This window comes from Streptococcus sp. CL5.50 (assembly GCF_049738015.1).
Taxonomy (GTDB): domain Bacteria; phylum Bacillota; class Bacilli; order Lactobacillales; family Streptococcaceae; genus Streptococcus; species Streptococcus mitis_CA.
Map to the genome: position 1 here is coordinate 15,700 of NZ_JBKOTR010000016.1, position 22,723 is coordinate 38,422.

The window sequence follows — 22,723 nt, forward strand, 5'->3', positions numbered from 1 at the left end:
CGTCAGCTCTATCTGCAACCTCAGAACAGTGTTTTGAGCAACCTGCGCTAGCTTCCTAGTTTACTCTTTGATTTTCATTAAGTATAAGTGTTCTAGTAAGGCTTTCATTTACCTTACGTTCATAATATACTACATTAGTCAGAAAAGGTCAAGAGATTTGACTTTAATTGACCAATATTTTTTAGAATGCAAAAACACCCTGAAATATCAGGGTGCTATTCTTACATCAAATACAAAATTGCTAGCGTCAAAAGACTTGCTAGAAGCCCCACTCCCCAAAAGAAGAAGTCAACCTTCCACTCGCTCCAAGGATTTCCTTTACCAGACAATCCTCCAAGTTCAAAATGGTGATGCACAGGCGTCATACGGAAAATACGTTTGCCACCAGTCATTTTGAAATAGCCGACTTGCATCATGACCGAAGTTGTTTCAAAGACATAAACAATTCCGATAATCAAGAGAGTCCATTCTTGGTGAAGGGCCATAGAGATAGCTGCCAGCATTCCACCGAGTGCCAAACTTCCCACATCTCCCATAAAGACCTTAGCAGGCTTATGGTTAAAGACAAAGAAACCAAGCAAACCACCAATCATGGCAAGAATCACTAGAAGGATATCCATCTGACCTTGAACATAGGCAATAACTCCATAGGCAGACAAACTAATTACAACGGAAATACTAGCTAAACCGTCAATACCGTCTGTCAAGTTTACTGCGTTTGAAAAACCGACTAGCCAGAAAAGAGCGAAGACAATATAGAAAATCCCTAGATGTACTTGGTAACCAAAGACAGAAAGCATATCGCCCCCACGCTCATAGAAAAGATAGAAGATAACTCCACCTAGAAGCTGAAGAGCCAATTTCTGCTTAGGATTAAGTCCCTCATTGATCTTACGAAAGACCTTGAGAAAGTCGTCTAAAAATCCGATTAAACCATAAAGAACCAAGATAAATAAAATCATACCGACATTATTGCTGAGTTGGTTACTAAATAAGGCAATAAAGAAGGCAACTAAAACAGAAGCAATTAAGAAAACCAAACCTCCCATTGTAGGAGTCCCAGCTTTTGCCTGGTGCTGTTTGACATCCTCATGCATCTGCTGGCCTGTAATTTGCGCCTTTCTATAAAATTGGATAAAGGCCGGAATTCCTACTAAAGTTAGTAAAAATGTCACAATTCCAGCACTAATAGAAATAAACATATTAGTCTCCTAAAGTTAATTTAATTTTTTTAATGTTTTTGATAGCTGTATTAGTCCGAACATCTTGCTTCTGAACGACGGAACCTGAACCTTCAAATTCCAGTTCAATATCCAACCATTTAGCAAAGGTCTCGGCAGTCTCTTTTTTCCAGCCATACATGTCTGGAATTTCTTCTACCTTATCCGATAAAAGGAGAACTTGTTGGTTTGGTGCAAGATTAGTCCCTTCTTCTACAGAAGTCTCTTTAATCTTTGTTCCAGTACCTACAACGATTGGTTGCACAATATTTCGGCGTAAGGCTTCCGCCAACTCACCAGGTGAAATATCCTTGATGCTAGGCATTGCATAAGAAGATTCTGTCGTAACTTTATCTAAATTCTTGGCTGGAGATTGAAGATTGAGAGATTCTTTCATAGCTGAAGCCCGCTCCAAGATTGGGTTGGCAAATTCTCCCAACTGGATACCTGAATAATGTTCAGGTTGTTGAACCGTTACATACAAGATAAAATCAGGATTTTCAGCAGGGTTCATAGCCACAACCGAGAAAATGTAATTGGTCGAACCAACTAAGTAGCCTCCATTTTTCTCGTCAGCGATTTGGGCTGTACCAGACTTGAGGGCTACATTTTGACCTGGAACATTGACAGTTGCTTTTCCTGTACTATGATTATACATAGTTCCATATCTAGGATCCGTTCCTACCAAGACCATGTGAGTCCGAGTTTGGCCAGCTGCATCTTTCGAAACTGGATTCCCTACAATTTCTTTTTGAGATCTACGAACGGTTTGATCATTTGGATCATACAAGGCCGTAATAAATTTAGGCTCTAGCATGACGCCATCATTGGCAATGGCAGTAAAGGCACGTAGCATCTGGGTCTGCGTTACAGAAATCCCCTGACCAAATGCACTCATGGCAATATTGACAATATTATCTGCAGGCAATTGACCTGTGTACTCATCAGTCAGACCAAAACGCGTCGGCACTCCAAACTTAAAGCGGTTTAGATAATCCAACCAAGTAGCATCTCCCATTTTTTGTTCAAGTAGACTCATTCCAACATTACTGGAGTGAGCGAAACCTTGTGAGAAAGTCATCATCCCACCAGTAGTCAAACCATCATTAACATCCCAATCTCGAATCGTCGCATCCGCTATTTTTAATTCACTGCTATTGAAGTATTCTCCACTTGGGAAGGTATTATTATCAATAGAAGAAGCTAACGTCATAACCTTCATGGCTGATCCTGGTTCATAGTTACTTTGATAAAGAATGTCACGCCAAACAAAGTCCTCAGTGATTCCTTCTTTAGTATCTGCATTAAAGGTAGGTCGTTGGGTGGTAGCGAGAATTTCACCGGTCTTTGCACTGACCAAGGTCGCGGTCATATACTTACCTTTTACTTTTTCTAGAAAGGCATCCATCTGAGTTTCCATGAAAGATTGTAGCGGACTAGACAATGTTGTATAAACATCCTTGCCATCCACAGTTTGTTGCGATACCAGTTCTGTACCTGGTACGATATTTCCTACACGGTCTTTTTCATAGGTAATAATACCGTCTGTCCCAGCAAGAATGGTATTTAAAGAACTCTCCAAACCAGAAGTCCCTAACAAACTCTTACTACCATCCTCATTTTCATGAAGTTGGGCTAAGCCAATAAAGCTAGAAGCAAATTGTCCATTTGGATAGCTTCTGTTAGGGCTCGTTGTAAAGTCAATTCCTTCCACACTAGCATCTTTTAACTCTTTTTTAATAGCCATCATATTGGCATAGGTAATCCCATTTCCTTTTGCTCCAAAGGAAACTTGGGTCAGATTTGGTTGAGCTAATTGCTCTTTCACATAAGCTTCATCCATATCCAAATACTTATGGAAGACTTCAGCTACCTTATTAAACTGCGAATCCTCTACATAAAGAATTTTACCCGTTGCTGACTTGTATTTTTTATCAATAACAGCATAGACGTTATAAGAGGTCGCATCTTCAGCTATAGGCACTCCATTTCGGTCATAGATCGTCCCGCGTTTGGCAGGAACTGTTCGGGTTGTTTGGTGAACCTTTTTAGCCTCTTTTACCAAGTCAGTACCAAATATATTACCTTTTGCGATAATATAAGCAAAATTGGCCAAAAAGAGGCCGAAAAGGGCAACAGCTAAAAAGCTGAGGTACTTGCCAACTATCCTACGGTTTTCTGCTGGAGATTTACGATTTTTTACCGCAAATCGGGTTATTTTTTCTGTCCATTTCATATCTTACTCCGCTGTTCGGATGTTTTCATTATTCAATTTCAAATCTTTTTTATCTGCAATCTCTTTCAAACGCTCTGAACGAATCAATTCATTCACTTCCTGCTTGGCATCGTCCAGCTCTGTCTTCTTTTCCTCTATCTGCGCATTGATTTTTGTCAAATCACTTTGCACTTGCAAGAGTCGTGTCTGCATAAAGATAATGCTCACTGCTAAAACGAGTGCCGTAAAAGCGATGGAAAGATAAAAAGCCTTCTCCACACGTGAGAATTTTTTTATACGATTCTGCAAGAATTGACTGGTTGTTTCTTTCTTATCTACCATTTTTCCCTCTTACTTGTGAATTTTTCTGGCCACACGCAACTTAGCTGAGTGCGAGCGGTTATTGGCTTCTAATTCTTCTGCACTTGGCAAGATTGGCTTACGGGATACCAATTCCATCTTGGGCTTGAGATCATCTGGGATGAAAGGCAAACCTTTGGGAACTTCCACAGTTGAAGCTTCCTTGAACAATTGTTTGGTCAAGCGGTCTTCTAGTGAATGGAAGGTAATCACTGAAATTCTACCATCTAGAGCCAACATCTCCATAGCCTGCTGGATGGATTCATCTGCCGCTCCCAGTTCATCATTGACTTCAATTCGAATAGCCTGGAAAATCTGCTTGGCAGGATGGCCCTTCTTCTTGAGCTCCTTGGCAGGTTTGGCCGACTTGATAATTTCTGCTAACTCAGTCGTTGTCTCGATTGGCTTGACTTCACGCGCTTGTTCAATCTTACGCGCAATCTGTTTAGAGAATTTATCCTCACCATACTTGAAGAAAATACGAACCAAGTCATGATAGTCATAGTGATTCACCACTTCATAGGCTGTCAGACTAGCATCCTGATTCATGCGCATGTCCAGTGGCGCATCCTTTTTATAAGAAAAACCACGCTCACGCTGGTCCAGCTGAGGACTAGACACTCCCAAGTCATAACAAATTCCATCAATTTCCTGAACACCAGCTTCGCGCAAACGTGCCTGTAGATGACGGAAGTTATCCTTGATAAAGGTCACCATTCCCTTTTCAATGTAAGGAGCCAAGCGTTTTTGCGCGTTGTCAATGGCATTCTGGTCCTGGTCAAAGGCATAGAGATGGCCTTTTTCACTTAATTTACTTAATAAATATTCGCTATGGCCCGCTCCACCCAAAGTCGCATCAACGTAGATACCGTCAGGCTTTACGTCGAGCATATCAATCGTTTCGTGGAGTAAGACCGTTACATGATGAAATTCTTTTGTCATATCTTATCTATTTTACCACAAATCTGACTAGCTTGCACTAGTCAGACAAATAGGCCAAAAACAAGTAAGATTTCTTTAAGAAATATGTCAAATATGCTTGACATCTACTCCATAGAAGAATATAATATAGTCAAATATATACGACACAAATCAGAAAGGAGTCCAGATGAATCGTGTGAAAGAATTTCGCAAGGAACTGGGCATTTCCCAGCTCGAACTCGCCAAGGATATCGGTGTCTCGAGACAAACCATCAATATGATTGAGAACGACAAGTACAATCCAACTCTGGAACTCTGTCTCAATCTCGCCCGCAGCCTCCAAACTGACCTAAACAGTCTCTTTTGGGAGGATAATTTTTAAAAAAGGAGCCAACTCATGAAAAAAGAATCCTTTACTGAAAAACTCATCAAACGCACATACGGCATTTCTGGTCCCCTTGACGAATACAAACGGCGTGAGATCGATCGTATTGGGAACCAAGTCTTTATCGTCCTCTTTTATCTGATGATTTTCGGAAATCTTATTCCACTCCTTCTGGCCTATAAATACCCTCAAGAAGTGGCTCTAATCTATCCTCCTCTGATTTTAGTGATTTCCCTCATCACTGCTGGCTATGTCACCTACCAAATGAAAAAAACAGGGATTACAGCTATTGATCCAGATATGCTGAGTGAGAAAGAAAGTAAGCAACTTCGCTACCCAGGTCTTAAAGCAGGTTTGTTCTTTGGTCTATGGATGTTTTTTATAACTCCTCTTCTCAGTATACTCATAGGTGAAGGTCAGGACTATTTTCATTCTCTTCTCACTATAAGAAATGGTGTATCAAGCATTCTCGGTTCTATCTTCTTCGGAGCGAGCATACAGTTCCTCATCTCCCGTCGCATTGCAAAAACTAAAAAAGAGCAAGATGAGGATTAGGAGGTGCCCTATGAAATCACTAGTAACTTTACTTACCTATCATCTTTTGTTTGCTTCACTGCTCATCTTCATCATCGTTTCAGGGAACTTGCCAATCTACGATATAGTCCTCCTTCCAGTCTTTGTTCCAGCACTCAACAAAGGATTGACTTATCTAAAGATAGATTCCCAAAAAACGCGCATACTCAACCTAGCACTATGCTTTATGATTCTATCCTTTCTATCCTTACCACAGCTGACACTCATTTCAAGCAATTGGAAATATTATATACTGCTCACTATCGCTATCCTTTCTTCTATCACTTATCTTTATTATCTCTATCAACTCGTAAAAGAAACAAAATAGCATCGTTCATTTAGGAGAAATCACCCATGAAAAAAGAAGACTTAACAACTCGCCTACTTCGAAATTTCTTTCATATCCAAGGACCTTTTGATGAATGCCGTCAAGAGGTTATCTACAAGGCTTGCGCCCGTTCCATGATCCAAATCTTTTACTCTTCCTTCATTCTCTTCCTATTCTATATTTTGTTCGGAAGCTTTATAGAAATTGTTCGAAATGTTATGCCCTACATCTATTTTGGACTCATTTTGTTCATGAGTATAAAAGCTCAAAAAGCTGTCCAAGAGCTTCATCTTGAAAAGGATGACAAATCAGAAATCATCCTCAAAACCTACAGCAAAGCTCAAATCAAATTCCGAAGCTGGATTGTGTTTATCGGTATTCAGATTGGCTTCTTTACCTTACTCATCTTTCATAAAGTCTTCGTTCAACAGATGTCCCTTTCAGATTTTGGAAAGTTGCTCATGCAATTCGATAAAAGTATTCCTTTCCTGATGTATAGCCTGATTATCGGAAGCATTTTTGGAACCCTGACCTACGGATTTCTATCACTACAGGAGGAGAAAACTCCTAAAAATACCAAACAGAAGGAGAAAAGCAAGCAATGACTTCACTATACGATTTTTCAGTCTTGAACCAAGACCATCAAGAAACTCCACTAGAGACCTATCGTGGTAAGGTTCTCTTGGTTGTCAACACTGCTACTGGATGTGGTTTAACGCCCCAGTACCAAGGACTTCAAGAACTCTATGATTGCTATCAAGAACAAGGTTTTGAGATTTTAGACTTTCCTTGCAATCAGTTTATGGGACAAGCACCAGGCGGCGCAGAGGAAATCAACGCCTTCTGTAGCCTACATTATCAAACCACCTTCCCACGTTTTGCCAAGATCAAGGTCAACGGTAAGGAAGCAGACCCTCTCTATGTTTGGTTGAAAGAACAAAAATCTGGCCCACTGGGAAAACGAGTCGAATGGAATTTCGCTAAGTTTCTCATTGGTCGTGATGGGCAGGTCTTTGAACGCTTCTCTTCAAAAACAGACCCAAAACAAATTGAAGAGGCGATACAAAAACTACTATAATTTCACAATCTCACTATTATTAGTTCTCCTTTAGCCTAAGAATAGTGGGATTTTTTGATGGGCTTTGACTTGAATAGAAAAACACCCCATGATATGAGCCATGAAGTGTTGTAAAAATGATACATTTACAGCAGACTCCCCTCTACTGACTACTATTTTTAACCCCAGCATATACATAGGTCCTATTTCTAGGACACGCTTTTTCCGTTACCACCCTAAAATAAAAGCTATGCTCCCGCCCATCCTTGGCATTTTCCTTGTTTAAGACAAAGTAGTTTTTCTGATTCATCGCCATGGTTCGTAGGATGTCATCAATCAAAAAAGTCAAGGGTACGTTCATGGCAGAATATTTTTGAAAATCCTCTTCAAAACGAATATAGTCATCTGAAAAATAATCCATCTGCAGTTTGTTTTCATACAGCTCTTTTCTAGTCATAAACTCCCTCCTCCCACAGTCGAATTTCTAGGATATCTGCAACCTCTATCAACCTATATCCCTCGTTTGTCCTAATAGATAGAGTCTGATGTGATAACTCTCTCACCACACCGATGATAGTCGCCTTCTGCTTCTTTTCCTTGACCACAAAACTCCCCTTAAGTTGGCCAACATAAAGCTGAGAAAGTAAATGTAGTTTCTCAACTGGGTCCAAATCTATCGAAAAATCAACACGTTTTTTTTCTTCACTGAGCGAACTAGTATGTTCTGAAAGGTAAAATCCCATCCACTTCTGCATACCTGGATCTTGATAATCTCGCGCAGATTGAAAAGGTAAATAAGAACGATCAATCATTTTAAGCCATCTAATCCTCCAGCAGAATGTCCCCCAATCAGCTTACTTCTGGCAAGGCTCCTAGAGCCTTCTTCCAGTGCATTGGCTCTTAAAAGGGAAGTGAAACCAAATTGTTCCCGAATGGAGTCAATGGCCGTCTGGAGCCTTTCTTCTTTTTCTAACTTGTCAACATCATCAAAGAGAGATATCAAACCAAAGGACTCATCCACAAATCCTGAATAGTTAACTCCGACACTTCTGACCGCTCCAGAAGTGTATTTGTTATGAAATAACTTCAAAACATAACCCGTTAAGACAGCTGTATTATTGGTCGGTTCGACCTTCATTTGTGTGTGAATAGACGGTCTAACTTCCTGTTTAGAGAAACCGACATAGATAGAGACAAGGGTTGTTTTCTTGCCAGACCTTCTCAATCTAATAGCCACCTGCTCCGCCATTTCTCGAAGAATAATTTCAATATCCCGTAGCTTCACGTAGTCTCTCGGCAAGATTTGAGAATTCCCCAAGCCCTTGGATTTGGCTTTATAGGGCTTATGAACATTGCTCTCATCAATTCCGTTAGCATGAAACCACAAACGCAGACCAGCCTGACCCAGAACTTTCTTTAGCTGGTCGGGATTGCTGGTTGCCAATTCCTTGATGGAAAAAATCCCCAGAGCATGCAAGCGTTTCTCCATCCCCCTGCCAATCCCCCAAAAGTCGGTCATCTTGGGAATGGACCAGACCTTCTCTTCCACATCCTGGTAAGACCAGTTGGCCCTCATGGTCGGAGTGTGCTTGGCCTCATTATCCAGAGCCAACTTGGCCAGTAAAGGATTGGCATTTGACATGCCCACTGTAGAGTAGATCCCTGTCTGCCTCCAAATATCTCTCTGAATACGAGCAGAAAGCATATCCAGCTTGTCTTTGAGAGAGAGACTCTTATCTGGGATGAAATAGTTGAGCGAACTAGTCAGGTCAATAAAGCCCTCATCGATAGAGTAAGGATAAATATCATCTGGACTGCCATAGTTTTGAAAGATTCGCTGAATTTCCATATTGACTGCGATGTACTCATCCATCCTGGGTGGCACAATCAAGGTCACTTGGGCCCAATCTTCGATGTAGCGAACATAGTCTGAGTCGGTAGGTAGCCCTTGCTTTCGAGCATTGTAATAGGAAAATTTTCGCGTTTTGATATCAAAAGGCAGATCATTGGCCCGACCAACATTTGACTTGCCAAAAATCTTCTTAAACATGGGAGAGGAGGCTAGGATAAGACCAGTTGAGTTATCCGCGCGACTCATGACACAAAGCGAGGTTTTCAGCGGATGTAAGCCCCTTTTCACGCACTCAACACTGGCATAAAAGGATTTTATATCGACAAATGCAATGTCACTTTTGGGCTCTCTAGAATAATCAAAGTAGCCCATTGGCTAGCCCTCCATCGGCACAAAGTTCCCAACGATAATCCCCACAATCCGAGGATCTTCCTCATAGGAGATGAAAATATCCTTATATTTAGGATTGATAGAGACCAGACGCAATCCATTCTCCTCTCGATAGACCCGTTTGATATAGGTCTGGTTGTTGCAAACCACTGCATAAACCGCTCCATCATAGTCAAATCCTGTCTCTCGAATCAGAGCTACTGAACCATTTTGGTATTTAGGTTCCATGGAGTCCCCAGACACCCATGACGCAAAATCATGAGCCAACTCCTCATTAAAGTAAACCGTATCAAAATTCTGATCATCATAGACCGAAGCCCCAATCCCTGCTGACATGCGTTCATAAACACGGTACTCGTAGAAGCGCTCTGGCATAGCTGTCACTTTTTGAGCTTGCTCCTCTTGAGATAGGTTACGAGCATAGAGAACAACCTTCTCCTGCCCTTGCTTGGAGAGGCTATGGTAGAGACGGACAATCTCGATCTGAGTAAAATATCCTTTGGGTACTTTTAAAATGTTCTCTAGCTGGACTACCTTCTCCTTGGACGGTTCCTTGACTCCACGTTCCCAAGCTGAGTAAGCCTGGAAACTAATCCCAAGTTGCTCTGCAATTTCCCTCTGTGTCAGTTTTAACTCTTTCCTCCGAGCCTTTAATTTTTCTGGCTGATACATACTTCACCTCCTATTATGATGATTTAATGGACATTATCTCCCTTAGAAAGACTAATCGATGCTTGAATCCATATTTTTAAAACTCAACCAATTTGGTTTAGTTTTATTATATAAAAAAAGTAGACAAATGTCCACTAGGAAAAGCAGAAACATCGTGAGTTTTATACTCAATGAAAATCAAAGAGCAAACTAGGAAACTAGCCGCAGGCTGTACTTGAGTACGGCAAGGCGACGTTGACGCGGTTTGAATTTGATTTTCGAAGAGTATTAATCAAACTAAAAGGACCTAGCCCTATACAATACAGAACTAAATCCTTTGAATAAATAATTGATCTAGCTTTTAAAATCCCTACAGAAATTCCAGTTTTTCTCTATTTGATACCGGACATTAGTTTTTCAATACGTGGAACGTAGAAGAGTAAGATAATACCGAATACAATCGTAATTCCTCCAACAATTCCATAGTAAGCTACTTCAGTTTCGCTTGTATAAAATTTTACAATTTGAGCATTGATAGCTTGGGAAGCTGCATTACTCAAGAACCAGATAGACATCATTTGTGCTTGGAAGGATTTTGGTGCCAGCTTATTAGTAACTGATAGACCAATAGGCGAAATCAACATTTCCCCCACAATCACAATAGCCCAACTCATAATCAACCAGAAAGGACTGACCTTAACATCTGTCCCAAAGATCATCCCTGGTAACATCATCCACAAGAAGGATAAACCTGCTGCAAATAAACCGTAAGCAAATTTCTTAGAAGAGGACGGTTGCTTTTTACCCATTTTCCCCCACAACCATGCAAAAATCGGCACATAAATCATAATGAAAAGTGGAAGTTACTTTGAAAAATCACCTTTAAAAATTTGCTCTTGTTTAGTTTAAAAATGTTCCAAACCTTGAAACATACTTATCCTTTCCTCTTCAGTAAACAAAAACATCCCTATGCCAAACTTGTAATTACTAAAATACAAGCCAATAAGCATAGAGATGTAAAACCATTACACATTAAATAATTGAAATTGTGTACGAAATGTCTCAATTAGTTTTCGCTAGTAAATATCATTTCCAACAAACGCCCTCTCAATTCCTTATCCTGATGATGCAAGATATTCATTAACTCATGAGAATTTTTGGCATTGATGAATTGATTTAACAATCTATCTTTTAATTCATATGGAAGAGAAGCAGTCTTTAGTAGTCTAAAAACTTCGTCATTTAGGGATGTCCTTTTATGATCTTTACATTCAAATCTAGCTGTATCATTCTTATTTGGCAATTCAATTATAGACACATTCGTTCCTTTAAAATGAATTCTATGCCTTCTATTACTTGGAACGATACTAGAATCTCCTTGTAATGTTAACTCTACCATCCCCATTTCCCAGTTGATTGATAATCTTGTTTTATATCTTTGACCATTTTGATCTTCAATCATTTCAAAAGAATGTTGTTTGCCTGGGAATACATACCAATCTACAATTTCAGGTAAATCAACACCCATATCTATCTCGGAACCAACCAAAGGAATGATTGCACCACTTTTTGCAAACACAGGTATCGTCGAAATGTCTCTATAAACACTTAACTTCACACCACCTGTGTACTTTTTCTCTGAAAAGAAGTCATACCATTCACCTTCAGGGAACCATACATCCACTTTTGCAGATTGGAATGCCAAATCCATCTTTTCTACAATGGGAGCCACCATCAGTTCTGTTCCAAAAAAGTATTGATTTGGAACATTATAGCTCTCATCATTCTCTGGGTAGAAATAATACATTGGGCTGATTAATGGGGCACCTTCCTCGTGTGTCTTTACATTCATAGTATATAGATAGGGAATCATCTGATGTCTCAAACGAAGGTATTTCTTCATAATCTTAGATGTTGTTTCTGAAAAAAACCAAGGTTCTTTACTATTAAAGGGACTTCTAGAACTATGTAAGCGAGTAATCGGACTAAAAACGCCAAACTGTAGCCATCTGGTTTGTAGCTCTTCGTCATAATCCCCTAGCATGTGTCCACCGATATCATGACTCCACCAACTATAACCGATATTAGATGCTGTCGCTGTAAAATAAGGTTGAAATCTTAAGGAATTCCAACTAATAATAGTATCTCCTGAAAAACCAACAGGGTAGCGGTGACTACCCGGCCCTGCATATCTTGATAAAATCAAACCACCTTCTGCATTTTTACAACTATCCTGATAATGATAATGGTTTAAAAGCCATAGTGGATCCAACATGCCTTGTGTCCCTTGTTGCCAGTCAATCCACCAAAAATCTACTCCCTGCTTTTCTAGCTCATAATGAACATCTTTAAAGTAAGCTTCCCTAAAAGAAGGATTAAAAAAATCAAAAATAGCAGGTTCTTCTAGTTCTACATTTAACCCCAATCGTTTGGCAACTCGAGGATAAGCTTCTTCATAAGCCCGTATACCATCAGCAGGATGGACATTTAAGGAGAGTTTTAACTTTCTATCATGAAGTTGTTGCAATAACTGTTCTGGATTAGGTATTAAGTTTCTATTCCAACTATATCCTGTCCAGCCACTTCCAAAACGGGCTGGAATGTCAGTTATATGCCAATCCATATCTAAAACACCAATAGATAATGGAATTTTCTCTGTTTCAAATCTGTCTATTAAATCCAAGTATTCATCCGACGTATAAGGCCAATACCTACTCCACCAATTACCTAAAGCATATCTTGGCAACAAAGGTGTTGAACCAGTCAAATGGTAAAAGTCTCTGATTGCTCCTCTATAATCATGCCCATAGGCAAAGAAATACAGGTCAATTTGATTTTCTCTCTCAATATAACCAGACTGTTCATCCCAAATAAAACCTTGAGAATCATCCAATAAGGCTATACCATTTCGGCTAATAATTCCATCTTCTAACGAGATTGCTCCATCTGCCTTATCCAGAGTCCGAGCTGTTCCTTTTAACGTTTCAATAGATTCACCAAAATACCAGCGACTACCATATACAGCAAAATTTCCTTTTAATTCTATAAATAAATTTTCAGCGTTAAATTCTCCTTTATTAAAGTGCAGATGAAAATAGTCCGTCATAATATCTAGTACATTTGATGTCTCGATATAATCTAACGAAACTTGACCAAAATCTCTATTATAGATAAGTTGTGTAGTCCTATCCTCAAAACTTCCAGTTTGAGAGTATTCTAACCTTACTAGCTTGGCTGTTAATACAGAGATTCGATAAAACTCTCCCTTAAAAATTTTCAATTTGTTTCCTCCTTTTAGTAAATTGCTTTACTTTATCAAACATTTTATTCGTTATCATTACATTCATCAATCCGCAAAAAGCAAAGCCTCCAAATGTAAATACGTAAATAGCTGTTAAAACCCGTTCTGGACTACTGAAACTCATATACAGTACAGAAATATTAAATAAAACCAACATGATAGCTTGTATTGGATTTAAAATACAAATTAATACGCTATTTACAATACTATTTTTTAGATTATCTTTAAATAGACCAATATAGGGAAAAACAACACTCATAAAAAGTATTATAACAAATAAAAAGGGCAACACTAACAATAAACTATACTCTGAAAATAAACTTGAATAGCCCCAAAGACAATAGTTCACATATAAAAGTAATTCTATTAGGAGGATAAACAACCAAATAAAAGTTGACTGTTTAAAATTTCGTCTAAAGATCCGAAAATAATGATAAGTAATATCGGTATCTTTACCTTTTAAAATACGATACCACATTGTCGTAAGAGAAGTTAGTGATGCCCCAATTGTAACTATTGGAATACAACTAACAATAAATAGAGTATTTAAAATAATTAAATCTGTCAAAAAAGTTAAAATTCTAACCACTTTTCCATCTAATGAAAATAATTTTTGCATAATAGATATCTCCATAAAATCAATCGTCTTAACTCTATATTTTAGAATGTCAGTTGCACAAAAATATTACCTAAATTATTAAAAAACATTTCCAAATTTCTTTAAAAATTAGAATAAAGGAAGCGAGATAATCTGATGTTATCAGTCTCGCTTCCTGTAATTAGCTAGTCCCTTGTTCATACAACCAAGAGTTCATATAAAATATTACTCTTTTACTTCTTTTTGGTAACGATTATATGCTTCCTGTTGAATCTTCATAAATTCGTCCAATCCCATATTCTTAAGAGATTCTTTGTATGAGTCCCATTCTTTTTCTATGCCGCCTTCAACTACCCATTTAGATGCTTGTTGTTTGACATAAGATTCAATACTCACATAGATTGATGATAATTTGTTAAGTTCTTCTTGTGAATAAATCACATTAGGGTAAGCTGGCAACGCAAATTGTTTCAAATCTTGGTCCATCTTCAATTTCAATCCATCACCTTGTGTTTGATCGATTTCTACGCGACTATTGATATCATCGCTTACGTATTTAGGACCAAAATCTCGAAGTGAATGAATCCATGCCCATTCATCAGCTGATTTACCATCTTTAGGAGGTAACACTTTAAACTTATCACCATTCTTTTCAGTAGCTATTCCAAATGATCCATAGAAATTCTGAATACTTGCTTCATCTGTATATAATTTATCCAACCATTTCAATAATTTAGCAGGGTTTTTGCTCTTATTTGTAATCAAAATTTCATTTCGACCATAGTTGTAATGATCTGGATCAGAAAAGACATATTGTTTACCATCCATACCTTTTAAAGCAGGTAGAGCAATATACTCACTTGAATGTAAGCCAAACGTTGCATCTGCTGTCCAACCACTAGAAACACCTACTCTAGATACTCCCTTATCCATACGTTTTGCTACACTCATAGAGGTATCTTCTGTAAAGATTTCCGGATCAATCAAACCTTTTTTATAAGATTCGTGCATTGCTGCAATCCCTTGTTTATAACTTTCTTCTGTACGAAGGTAGACTGGTTTTCCATCTTTTACAGACATTTCATATGTATTATCTGCCCCTAAACGATTATTGAACGGAAGAATATATGAGAATGTTGGATCAAAGTTTCCTGCTCCGAATGGAATTTCATCAGAAGCGTCTCCATTTCCGTTCGCATCTTTATCCTTAAATTCTTGTAGTACTTTTACTAAATCATCATAAGTTTCTGGAACCTTTAATCCTAAATTATCCAGCCACTTTTTATTAATAAATAGCTGATTAGCTACAGTAGGACGCATCGGTAATTTTTTAGGTAGACTGTAGATATGACCATCTGGTGAAGTAATCATAGCTTTAATCTTAGGTTCTTTCTCCATAGCCTTAGTTAAATTTGGCATGTTTTCTTTGATTAAATCTTCCAATGGAATAAATAAAGATTGGTTCTGAGCAATTTCTGAATCTGTAAAAGCATTTGAACCTAAAAATGCATCTGGTAAATCTCCACTAGCAACCAACACAGATTTCTTATCTGCCCAATCTGCAGCTACAAGTGTATCCCATTTAACATCGATACCTGATTCTTTGGCAGAATCAGTTAGAAAACCTTTATGATAATCTTCCCCCCAGTCAGACCAACGAACAGTTGTGATTTTATAAGAATCTTCTCCAGACTTATCATCCTTATTCGCATTATTAGAATTTGCACAGGCTGTTAAGCCAGCAAGTGTAACTGTTCCTAAGAACAAATATGTAAATGATTTATTTTTCATGTTTTTCTCCTATTCTTTCAACGCGCCAATCATTACGCCTTGATTAAAATATTTTTGAACAAAGGGATATAGCAACATTATCGGAGCGGTTGAAATAACAATTGCTGCATATTTCATCATATCGGCTTTGATACGAAGATCTGATGCAACTTCTCCTGTTGCTTGCGATTGTAACATTTGATTACTAATTAGTAAACGTCGTAAAATTAATTGCAATGGTTGTAAATTTTCATTCGTTAAATAAATTAAAGCATTAAACCACGAATTCCAAATACCAACTGCGGTCCAAAGTCCAATAACTGCTATAATAGCTTTTGATAAAGGAACGACTATCTTAATAAAATAACGAATTGTACCACATCCATCAATTTGCGCAGCCTCCCACATCCCGTCTGGAATACTATTATTAAAGAAAGTTCTAGCAACAATAATATTGTATGATGAAACCGCAAAAGGTATTACCATTACCCAAAATGTATCAATTAGGCCAACATTCTTTACTGTTAAGTAGGTAGGAATCAAGCCACCTGATACGAACATAGGGATTATGTATAGAATACTCATCCATTTTCTACCAACTAATTCTTTTCTAGATAAAGCATAACCAGCTGGAATATTGACTACTAAAGCAACTAAGGTACCAACAACAGTATATAAAATGGTATTTAGATAGCTACGTAAGAATAAAGGTTGTTGAATAAGACGTAAATATCCATCTAATTTCCATTCTCTAGGAATAAACCATACCTTTCCATTTGCAACATCTGAAGGATTACTAAAAGATGCAATCACTACAAACCATAACGGATAAACAATTAACAGGATAAGGAAAATTGCTAAACCATAGGTAACTATATCAAATAATAATTCAGAGTTTGTTTTTCTTGATTTATGAAACCATTTCACCTTGAGCACTCCTTCCTTTAAAAAAGACCCGTTCTAGTATATCTTTTCGAGAACCAGTTAACAGATAACAAAATTATTAGATTGACTACGGTGTTAAATAACCCTATAGCTGTCGAATAACTATACTGAAAGTTCACCATACCAACTTTATAAACATAGGTCGAAATTATCTCACTTCCTGCTAAATTAAGTGGATTCTGTAGTAGTAACACTTTCTCAAAACCTACACTTAATAAACTACCTGCTCTTAATATTAGTAAAATCATAGCAGTTGGCAAAAGTAATGGTAATTCTATATGCCTAATTTTTTGTAATCTAGAGGCACCATCCATAGTTGCAGCCTCATAATATGTAGGATCAATTGCAGAAAGCGCTGCTAGATAAATAATACTATCCCAACCAATATGTTGCCATACATCACTCCAAACATAAACACCTGCAAAATTACTAGGTTTTGATAAAAAATCTGGAATAGTAATTCCAACAGACTTAAATACATTCGCTAACAAACCACTAGTAGGAGATAAAAATAATATAATCATCCCACACATAACCATTGTAGAGATAAAATGGGGTAAGTAAGTTGTCACTTGAAATATTTTTCTAAATTTCCCAACTCTTAACTGATTACTAATGATAGCTAGTATAATAGGTAAGGGGAATCCTACTACAATACTATAAAGTGAAATTTTTAATGTATTGAACATAGTTGTCCCGAATTGGAATGATGAGAAAAATTGAGTAAAGTACTTAAATCCTACCCACTGACTAGCAAAGATACCATTGGCTGGTGAATAGTCTTTAAATGCAATAATTAGTCCCAACATGGGAATATAGGAAAATAAAATTAATAGCAATATTGAAGGAAAAAGTAATATATATAACGGAATACTATGCTTTAATTTTATTTTATGAAGTTGAGATGCTACTTTCATGTTTTTCCTCCCATCTGATTTTCTACGATTATTTTACACCATATAGAATTCCCTTAATAGAACTTTTTGGACTAGGTTTATCAATTTTTCAGTTTTTTAATTTTAAAAACTATTACTTTTCCGACATCTTGATAAAACATATCTGTTTTGTTACATGATATCGTATTTTCAAAGTGCTATAATTTTAAGAGGAGAATAGTATATGAAATTAAATCACGACTTATCAAAAAAACATTCCATTCATTTTTTCTTTAAACTCCTACTTGTACTACTATTGATAAATATTTTAATCAATATTGCTATGAGTAACATAACCAGAAATTTTATTAAAAACCAAAATATAGTACACCTACGTAGTTCAATTGAAATTTATGCTGATTCTGTTAATGAGAAATTGCATTCTGTAGAACGCTTTATGTACTCAACAATAACGCATAATGAATCTTTAGAGAAATTAAATCATGTACAAACGTTTCTTGAGTATCAAGAAAATCTTAAAAAAGTTCAAACTAGCTTTACAGAGTTTGAATATCAAAATGAAACTCATATGACATTCTTATTAGAAACCGATAGTACTGATCATTTTATAAATGTCTCCAATCTTTATATTCCATATGAAGATTATTTACTGTTAAAAACATATCTAAAATCACTAAGTAGCGATATAAGTGACCGTAAGTGGAAAAATGTAACTACTAAAAACAGCGAATACTTAGTTAAATCTGTTCATTACGAAGGAAAAATCATTTATGCCGTCATATCTTCAGAAGATATCCTAAAACCTCTCAATAAACTTAATATTGGTAATAATGGTAAACTCTCCCTAAAAGAGCCTAACAATATACCGTCCTCTAATTACCTAATTCATGCCCAAAATGAAAAAACGCATTTACCTTTCGATATTTATGTTTTAGTCGATTATGCCGAAGTCTTTAGAAATATCACACTCTTAGAAGTATTTTTATCAGCTGTTCCTATCATTATCACCATTTTATCAATCATCATTATCCTGTATATTCGTCAATGGATGATTAAACCAATAACAAGACTCACTGAGCGACTCTCTCAACTTGGGGACTCCATCCCCCCTTCTGAATTTTTTATATCTGAAGGTATACTAGAAATTGATAAGGCAAATGATAAACTTAATAAAGTAATATTTGATATGCAAGAATTAAAAATACGAGAATACCATTCACAACTAGAACTTAAGAAGATAGAACTTAATTATCTAAAGAACCAAATCCGTCCGCATTTCTACTTAAATATGTTATCAATGATTCATAGTATGCTTCAAACAAAAAACTATAAGGAAATTGAAGAATTAACTATCCTAACTTCAAATTATCTCCGTCATTTATTTATGGCTAATCAAGATTTTTCAGAACTTAAAGATGAAGTTCAGCATATTAAAGATTATTTAGAAATACAACGAATTCGATATGGAAATAGCATCTACTTTTCACTAGACTACAATTCTGATTTACAAAATACTCTTGTCCCATCATTACTTTTACAAACATTTATTGAAAACACAATCAAACACGGTTTTTCATTTCAGAATTTATTTACAATTTTGCTATCGATAAAAAAAGTAAAAACTGAGAACTCAGATTATATTCAGATTTGTATCGAGGATAATGGTCCAGGTTTCTCTGAAGAAATTTTATCAAAACTAAATCAGAAACAGTCTCTAATAACAGAAGATGGACATCATATTGGGATCACAAACACCATCGAACGTTTAAATCTTCTCTATCCTAATGACTATACTATTACATTTAAAAATAATGAAGAAGGTGGGGCTAAAATTCTTTTACTCATTCCATACAAGATTATAGACGGAGGTTATAATGAACATCTTATTAGTTGATGACGATCGTTTTATCATTGAAGCTTTACGAGAGAAAATAAATTGGGATAAACTACACATTGACATTGTTTATGTTGCCTATAGCCTCTCTCAAGCTCAAAATATTATTAGAGAGCATCCTATTGATCTCATGATAAGCGATATAGAAATGCCTCAAGGCAGCGGCCTCGAACTCTTATCTTGGATTAGAAATGAAAAATATGATATAAAAACAATTTTTTTAACTAATTACGCCGACTTCAACTATGCTCAAAAAGCAATTGAATTGCAAAGCTTCGAATACTATCTAAAACCCATTAACTTTGAAAAATTAGAATTTATTATTCAAAAAGCCATTAGTAAAATTGAGAATCATAACTTAAATGGAAAAAATGATTCGCTTTTACAAATAGAAGATAATTTCTGGTATGATTACCTTAGAAAACCTCAAATTTCTCGCATTGATGAACTAGAAAACATAGCGAGCAAACAAGATTTTATTCTTAAAAAACACCAGTATTTTTTCCTTGCAGTTTTAACAATTAATCTTAATGAAGAAGATTATTCTATAGAAACTCCATCATGGACTTCTCAACTAAAAAGAGAACTTCAAAGAATTTCACAACCTTCTTATAAACTGATAAGTTTGTTTAAGATGGAAAGCCAGGTTGATCAATATGTTTGTCTTTTTAGAGTAGACTCATCAAAACGTAGTGACAAATTAGCATGTGAGATTCATTCTCAAATTTCTAATAACTTTAGTAAATGCTCCAACATTATATATAAGAGTTGCCATAAAATATCCGATATTTTATTTCATACTAAAGAACTCTACACTTATAATGAACAGTATATCGCTTATTGGAATACTATTATATGTGTTCCACATAGTTTTCCAACTTCTTTTAAAACAGAAACTCTTTCAATTACTTTTTTAGATACCTTAAGTGAATACGAATTAAGAGAAAAAATTAATTCACTTGCTTATAATTCTCAAATTCCTACTTTCACACTACAACAAATTTTACTAGATTGGACTCAACAAATAGGAATATATCTAGATCAAAAAGGAATTTCGGCACATAAATTGTTCCAAAACAGCACTCATGATTTCTTATTCCAACGACGCTTTCATTCAATTGAATCTTTTCAGGATTACTTTGATTATTACTGGTCACATGCTAAGAAATTTGCAACAAACATTGAAAACCAGAAAAATAGTATTCAACGCATTGTCGAATACATAGATCATCACTACTATGAGGATATAAATCGTTCTATATTAGCAGATATGGTTTACCTCAGTGCAGATCATTTAGCTAGAATTTTTAAAAAAGAAACTGGAGAAACTCTTGTTAAATATATAACGGATAAGCGCATTAATGCTGCTAAATCTCTCCTATCTCAAACCAATATCTCGATATCACAAGTATCTTGTCAAGTAGGGTATGATAATTATTCTTACTTTACTAAAATTTTTAAACAAAGGACTGGACTTTCTCCTGGAGATTACCGTAAAACATATCAAAATAAAATGTAAGCAATTTAAATCATTGAAATGATAAGTAAAATTCAAGATTTGTAGTAATTTTTGAAATTCTACAGTTTTTCCAAAGATAAGTTAAATGATAATTTTTTAGATTATCATCAGCACAATATCTTTCAGTCCAACATAGCTCCAAAAATTTCTTTAAAATTGTTGATAAGGCAACTTCTTAAAAAGTCAGTTTGAAAAGAAAATCCAGTAAATATTTCTAGGATAAAACGTATACTATCAAGCTTTTACTGAACAACCTTGATCATATGCGTTTTATTATGGAAATATTTGCTTCATTTTCTCCTGAAATAGAGTTTATTCTATCCTATTTTCTCTTTTTCTAATGACTTACTTCAGGTTCTTTCCTCTTGGAAAAAACAACAAAGATATGAACTAGCAAAGTTTGGCATCATCAGTAATCCAGAACAATTTGTTTTTACATATATCGACACAAAAGGAAACATCAACAAGCCTTTACATGCTGACTATCTAAACAATAAAATGAAAAATATCAGAAAGCGATATAAAGAACTAGCACATGTTACACCTCATAAACTGCAACATACAGGAACGACACTTGCAAAACAAGCAGGACTCTCACTCGAAGCTATTTCAGAAGCTTTAACTCACAGTGATAAAGAAGTAACTAAGACTTATGTCAACACTTCAAATGTCATTCCAATGGCTGTTGGAGAGATTGCTTATCGCAATCTTAAAAAGTAATGGTGTGAATTTTACTAAAAATCATCAAAAAAACACCCCATGGTGTGAACCATGAAGTGTTGTAAATGCTGTATTGTAGCTGGTTCTTAACGTTTTGAGAACTGGCTAGCTTTACGAGCTTATATCTTAAGATCTGGTTTTTCTACATTATGATATTTATGGTAAATTATCACTGAAATCAAGTTCTTTTAAGAGATAAATCCTCAATTTTTACATATATAATCCTTTTAAAAATCAAGAAGTTATCACTTTTTAGTTTTCGGAGCTTATGTAGTTGAGAAAGAAATACAATAAAATTAATAATACAACATCCCCTAACAATTACTGACCGTTAGGGGATATTTCTATTCACCGAATATATTTTACATTCTTGTATTCATTAACTTCGTCAAAGATCATTCTTCGTCTTCTTTTTTACTTAAAATGAAGAAGCCTAATCCAAAAAGAATTGAACTTGTTGCTACAGATAAGAGTCCTAAACTATTTGCCGTACCAGTTTTCGGCAAGGTTGTTTGAGTTTCTTTCTGTTTCACTTCATCTTTTTCTGGTTTAGCATGTGTTTCATTTGTAGAAATATGAAGAGCATCTGGAGTCTGTTCAGGTTTCACATTATCATTTGTTTGAGTTACTCCTGAAGAGGCAACTTTTCTAAAGATATGTGTAACTACTTCTCCATTTTCATCTACTTCAGTTCTTACAAATTCATAACCTTCGATTTCACCATGTTCAAATGCTTCATTTTCCTCACCTAATACTTTAGGAGTTTTCGCATCTGCTGGTTTCAACTCATTACCGTTTTCATCAACCCATTTAGTAATAATCAGTTTAACTTTTGGTAATTGAGCTGGTTCTGGAAGTTCACCATTTATAGCAATGTTCCCATTAAACTCTGAGAACTCATGAGTTGGTGCATCCGGTGTACTTGTTCCACCCATAAACTCAGGAATATCTACACTTGGTGGTATGATGAGGTTTCCATTTCCATCTACACCAGTCGATCCAATTGGGTCTGTGTATTCTGGCACTTCACTTATTGGTGCATCCGGTGCGTTTACACCTCCTGTGAAGTCTGGTGCTTCTGGTTGTGTTTCTGGAGTGCCTTTAGCATTTATTTGACGGACAGTCAGC

21 protein-coding genes and 2 pseudogenes are annotated in these 22,723 nt (G+C 36.1%); 8 read left to right on the plus strand and 15 right to left on the minus strand.

Annotation, left to right across the window (positions count from 1 at the left end):
- Positions 1-221 precede the first annotated feature (221 nt).
- From mraY to rsmH, 4 genes are read right to left on the minus strand one after another with little or no spacing between them, the layout of a single operon-like run.
- The gene (gene mraY, locus ACLNCV_RS08860) at positions 222-1,202 is read right to left on the minus strand and encodes a phospho-N-acetylmuramoyl-pentapeptide-transferase (RefSeq protein ID WP_424845113.1); all 981 of its coding nucleotides are present in this window, start codon (positions 1,200-1,202) and stop codon (positions 222-224) included.
- A gap of 1 nt (position 1,203) precedes the next feature.
- On the minus strand, positions 1,204-3,456 hold the full coding sequence (gene pbp2x, locus ACLNCV_RS08865; RefSeq protein ID WP_424845114.1) for a penicillin-binding protein PBP2X: 2,253 nt from the start codon (positions 3,454-3,456) through the stop codon (positions 1,204-1,206).
- 3 nt (positions 3,457-3,459) lie between these two features.
- Positions 3,460-3,777, minus strand: coding sequence for a cell division protein FtsL (gene ftsL, locus ACLNCV_RS08870; protein ID WP_000227824.1), 318 nt, complete (start codon positions 3,775-3,777; stop codon positions 3,460-3,462).
- 9 nt (positions 3,778-3,786) lie between these two features.
- Complete coding sequence (rsmH, locus tag ACLNCV_RS08875; protein WP_000159402.1) at positions 3,787-4,737, minus strand: 16S rRNA (cytosine(1402)-N(4))-methyltransferase RsmH; 951 nt, start codon at positions 4,735-4,737, stop codon at positions 3,787-3,789.
- Between the two features lie 166 nt (positions 4,738-4,903).
- Here rsmH and ACLNCV_RS08880 point away from each other — a divergent pair, with 166 nt between their 5' ends.
- Genes ACLNCV_RS08880 through ACLNCV_RS08900 form a run of 5 tightly spaced genes read left to right on the plus strand, consistent with a single transcriptional unit; the run spans position 4,904 to position 7,080 of the window.
- Entirely contained in the window at positions 4,904-5,098 is a 195-nt protein-coding gene (locus tag ACLNCV_RS08880; RefSeq protein ID WP_001082471.1) for a helix-turn-helix transcriptional regulator, read from the plus strand.
- Between the two features lie 15 nt (positions 5,099-5,113).
- Positions 5,114-5,656 (plus strand): DUF3278 domain-containing protein, encoded by a 543-nt coding sequence (locus ACLNCV_RS08885; RefSeq protein WP_084930358.1) that lies wholly within the window; start codon positions 5,114-5,116, stop codon positions 5,654-5,656.
- 10 nt (positions 5,657-5,666) lie between these two features.
- Positions 5,667-6,002: a hypothetical protein gene (locus ACLNCV_RS08890; RefSeq protein WP_265476234.1), complete on the plus strand. Its 336-nt coding sequence runs from the start codon at positions 5,667-5,669 to the stop codon at positions 6,000-6,002.
- A 26-nt stretch (positions 6,003-6,028) separates the two neighbouring features.
- Positions 6,029-6,607, plus strand: a complete 579-nt coding sequence (locus ACLNCV_RS08895) for a DUF3278 domain-containing protein (protein ID WP_000711238.1) — start codon at positions 6,029-6,031, stop codon at positions 6,605-6,607.
- Positions 6,604-7,080 carry a glutathione peroxidase gene (locus ACLNCV_RS08900; protein ID WP_261126316.1) on the plus strand — a complete coding sequence of 159 codons (477 nt, stop codon included), beginning with the start codon at positions 6,604-6,606 and terminating at the stop codon, positions 7,078-7,080. Before ACLNCV_RS08895 ends, ACLNCV_RS08900 begins: the two co-directional genes overlap by 4 nt.
- 142 nt (positions 7,081-7,222) lie before the next feature.
- Here ACLNCV_RS08900 and ACLNCV_RS08905 read toward each other — a convergent pair whose 3' ends face one another.
- The 10 genes and pseudogenes from ACLNCV_RS08905 to ACLNCV_RS08950 form a co-directional block, all read right to left on the minus strand.
- Complete coding sequence (locus tag ACLNCV_RS08905; protein ID WP_020903430.1) at positions 7,223-7,516, minus strand: DUF5960 family protein; 294 nt, start codon at positions 7,514-7,516, stop codon at positions 7,223-7,225.
- Complete coding sequence (locus tag ACLNCV_RS08910) at positions 7,509-7,871, minus strand: hypothetical protein (protein ID WP_261050184.1); 363 nt, start codon at positions 7,869-7,871, stop codon at positions 7,509-7,511. Before ACLNCV_RS08910 ends, ACLNCV_RS08905 begins: the two co-directional genes overlap by 8 nt.
- The gene (locus tag ACLNCV_RS08915; protein WP_261050183.1) at positions 7,868-9,283 is read right to left on the minus strand and encodes a Y-family DNA polymerase; all 1,416 of its coding nucleotides are present in this window, start codon (positions 9,281-9,283) and stop codon (positions 7,868-7,870) included. The genes ACLNCV_RS08910 and ACLNCV_RS08915 overlap by 4 nt, the downstream gene beginning before the upstream one ends.
- 3 nt (positions 9,284-9,286) lie before the next feature.
- On the minus strand, positions 9,287-9,973 hold the full coding sequence (locus ACLNCV_RS08920) for an XRE family transcriptional regulator (RefSeq protein ID WP_000284677.1): 687 nt from the start codon (positions 9,971-9,973) through the stop codon (positions 9,287-9,289).
- Between the two features lie 371 nt (positions 9,974-10,344).
- Positions 10,345-10,812 (minus strand): annotated as a pseudogene (locus ACLNCV_RS08925) (POT-type proton-dependent oligopeptide transporter); the annotation flags it as partial.
- 206 nt (positions 10,813-11,018) lie between these two features.
- The gene (locus ACLNCV_RS08930) at positions 11,019-13,232 is read right to left on the minus strand and encodes a TIM-barrel domain-containing protein (protein ID WP_261011889.1); all 2,214 of its coding nucleotides are present in this window, start codon (positions 13,230-13,232) and stop codon (positions 11,019-11,021) included.
- Complete coding sequence (locus ACLNCV_RS08935) at positions 13,219-13,872, minus strand: DUF624 domain-containing protein (RefSeq protein ID WP_261011888.1); 654 nt, start codon at positions 13,870-13,872, stop codon at positions 13,219-13,221. Before ACLNCV_RS08935 ends, ACLNCV_RS08930 begins: the two co-directional genes overlap by 14 nt.
- Positions 13,873-14,076: 204 nt before the next feature.
- On the minus strand, positions 14,077-15,642 hold the full coding sequence (locus tag ACLNCV_RS08940) for an extracellular solute-binding protein (RefSeq protein WP_261011887.1): 1,566 nt from the start codon (positions 15,640-15,642) through the stop codon (positions 14,077-14,079).
- A gap of 9 nt (positions 15,643-15,651) precedes the next feature.
- The gene (locus tag ACLNCV_RS08945; RefSeq protein WP_000870790.1) at positions 15,652-16,548 is read right to left on the minus strand and encodes a carbohydrate ABC transporter permease; all 897 of its coding nucleotides are present in this window, start codon (positions 16,546-16,548) and stop codon (positions 15,652-15,654) included.
- Between the two features lie 17 nt (positions 16,549-16,565).
- On the minus strand, positions 16,566-17,483 hold the full coding sequence (locus ACLNCV_RS08950; protein ID WP_049531682.1) for an ABC transporter permease: 918 nt from the start codon (positions 17,481-17,483) through the stop codon (positions 16,566-16,568).
- Positions 17,484-17,685: 202 nt separating this feature from the next.
- Between ACLNCV_RS08950 and ACLNCV_RS08955 the strand changes: the two genes are divergently transcribed.
- The 3 genes and pseudogenes from ACLNCV_RS08955 to ACLNCV_RS08965 all read left to right on the plus strand — a co-directional run.
- Complete coding sequence (locus ACLNCV_RS08955) at positions 17,686-19,356, plus strand: histidine kinase (protein WP_261011235.1); 1,671 nt, start codon at positions 17,686-17,688, stop codon at positions 19,354-19,356.
- A complete protein-coding gene (locus ACLNCV_RS08960) occupies positions 19,337-20,875 on the plus strand; it encodes a response regulator transcription factor (protein WP_084888169.1) in 1,539 nt (512 codons plus the stop codon). The genes ACLNCV_RS08955 and ACLNCV_RS08960 overlap by 20 nt, the downstream gene beginning before the upstream one ends.
- Before the next feature lie 354 nt (positions 20,876-21,229).
- Positions 21,230-21,595 (plus strand): annotated as a pseudogene (locus tag ACLNCV_RS08965) (tyrosine-type recombinase/integrase); the annotation flags it as partial.
- Between the two features lie 395 nt (positions 21,596-21,990).
- Here the strand turns inward: ACLNCV_RS08965 and ACLNCV_RS08970 are convergent.
- On the minus strand, positions 21,991-22,723 hold a 733-nt coding region (locus ACLNCV_RS08970; RefSeq protein ID WP_424845115.1), incomplete at its 5' end, for an SIALI-17 repeat-containing surface protein.

Coding starts and splice junctions, on each gene's coding strand:
- mraY (WP_424845113.1), bottom strand. CDS start 1,202: ATGTTTATTTCTATTAGTGCTGGAATTGTGACATTTTTACTAACTTTA.
- pbp2x (WP_424845114.1), bottom strand. CDS start 3,456: ATGAAATGGACAGAAAAAATAACCCGATTTGCGGTAAAAAATCGTAAA.
- ftsL (WP_000227824.1), bottom strand. CDS start 3,777: ATGGTAGATAAGAAAGAAACAACCAGTCAATTCTTGCAGAATCGTATA.
- rsmH (WP_000159402.1), bottom strand. CDS start 4,737: ATGACAAAAGAATTTCATCATGTAACGGTCTTACTCCACGAAACGATT.
- ACLNCV_RS08880 (WP_001082471.1), top strand. CDS start 4,904: ATGAATCGTGTGAAAGAATTTCGCAAGGAACTGGGCATTTCCCAGCTC.
- ACLNCV_RS08885 (WP_084930358.1), top strand. CDS start 5,114: ATGAAAAAAGAATCCTTTACTGAAAAACTCATCAAACGCACATACGGC.
- ACLNCV_RS08890 (WP_265476234.1), top strand. CDS start 5,667: ATGAAATCACTAGTAACTTTACTTACCTATCATCTTTTGTTTGCTTCA.
- ACLNCV_RS08895 (WP_000711238.1), top strand. CDS start 6,029: ATGAAAAAAGAAGACTTAACAACTCGCCTACTTCGAAATTTCTTTCAT.
- ACLNCV_RS08900 (WP_261126316.1), top strand. CDS start 6,604: ATGACTTCACTATACGATTTTTCAGTCTTGAACCAAGACCATCAAGAA.
- ACLNCV_RS08905 (WP_020903430.1), bottom strand. CDS start 7,516: ATGACTAGAAAAGAGCTGTATGAAAACAAACTGCAGATGGATTATTTT.
- ACLNCV_RS08910 (WP_261050184.1), bottom strand. CDS start 7,871: ATGATTGATCGTTCTTATTTACCTTTTCAATCTGCGCGAGATTATCAA.
- ACLNCV_RS08915 (WP_261050183.1), bottom strand. CDS start 9,283: ATGGGCTACTTTGATTATTCTAGAGAGCCCAAAAGTGACATTGCATTT.
- ACLNCV_RS08920 (WP_000284677.1), bottom strand. CDS start 9,973: ATGTATCAGCCAGAAAAATTAAAGGCTCGGAGGAAAGAGTTAAAACTG.
- ACLNCV_RS08935 (WP_261011888.1), bottom strand. CDS start 13,872: ATGCAAAAATTATTTTCATTAGATGGAAAAGTGGTTAGAATTTTAACT.
- ACLNCV_RS08940 (WP_261011887.1), bottom strand. CDS start 15,642: ATGAAAAATAAATCATTTACATATTTGTTCTTAGGAACAGTTACACTT.
- ACLNCV_RS08950 (WP_049531682.1), bottom strand. CDS start 17,483: ATGAAAGTAGCATCTCAACTTCATAAAATAAAATTAAAGCATAGTATT.
- ACLNCV_RS08955 (WP_261011235.1), top strand. CDS start 17,686: ATGAAATTAAATCACGACTTATCAAAAAAACATTCCATTCATTTTTTC.
- ACLNCV_RS08960 (WP_084888169.1), top strand. CDS start 19,337: ATGAACATCTTATTAGTTGATGACGATCGTTTTATCATTGAAGCTTTA.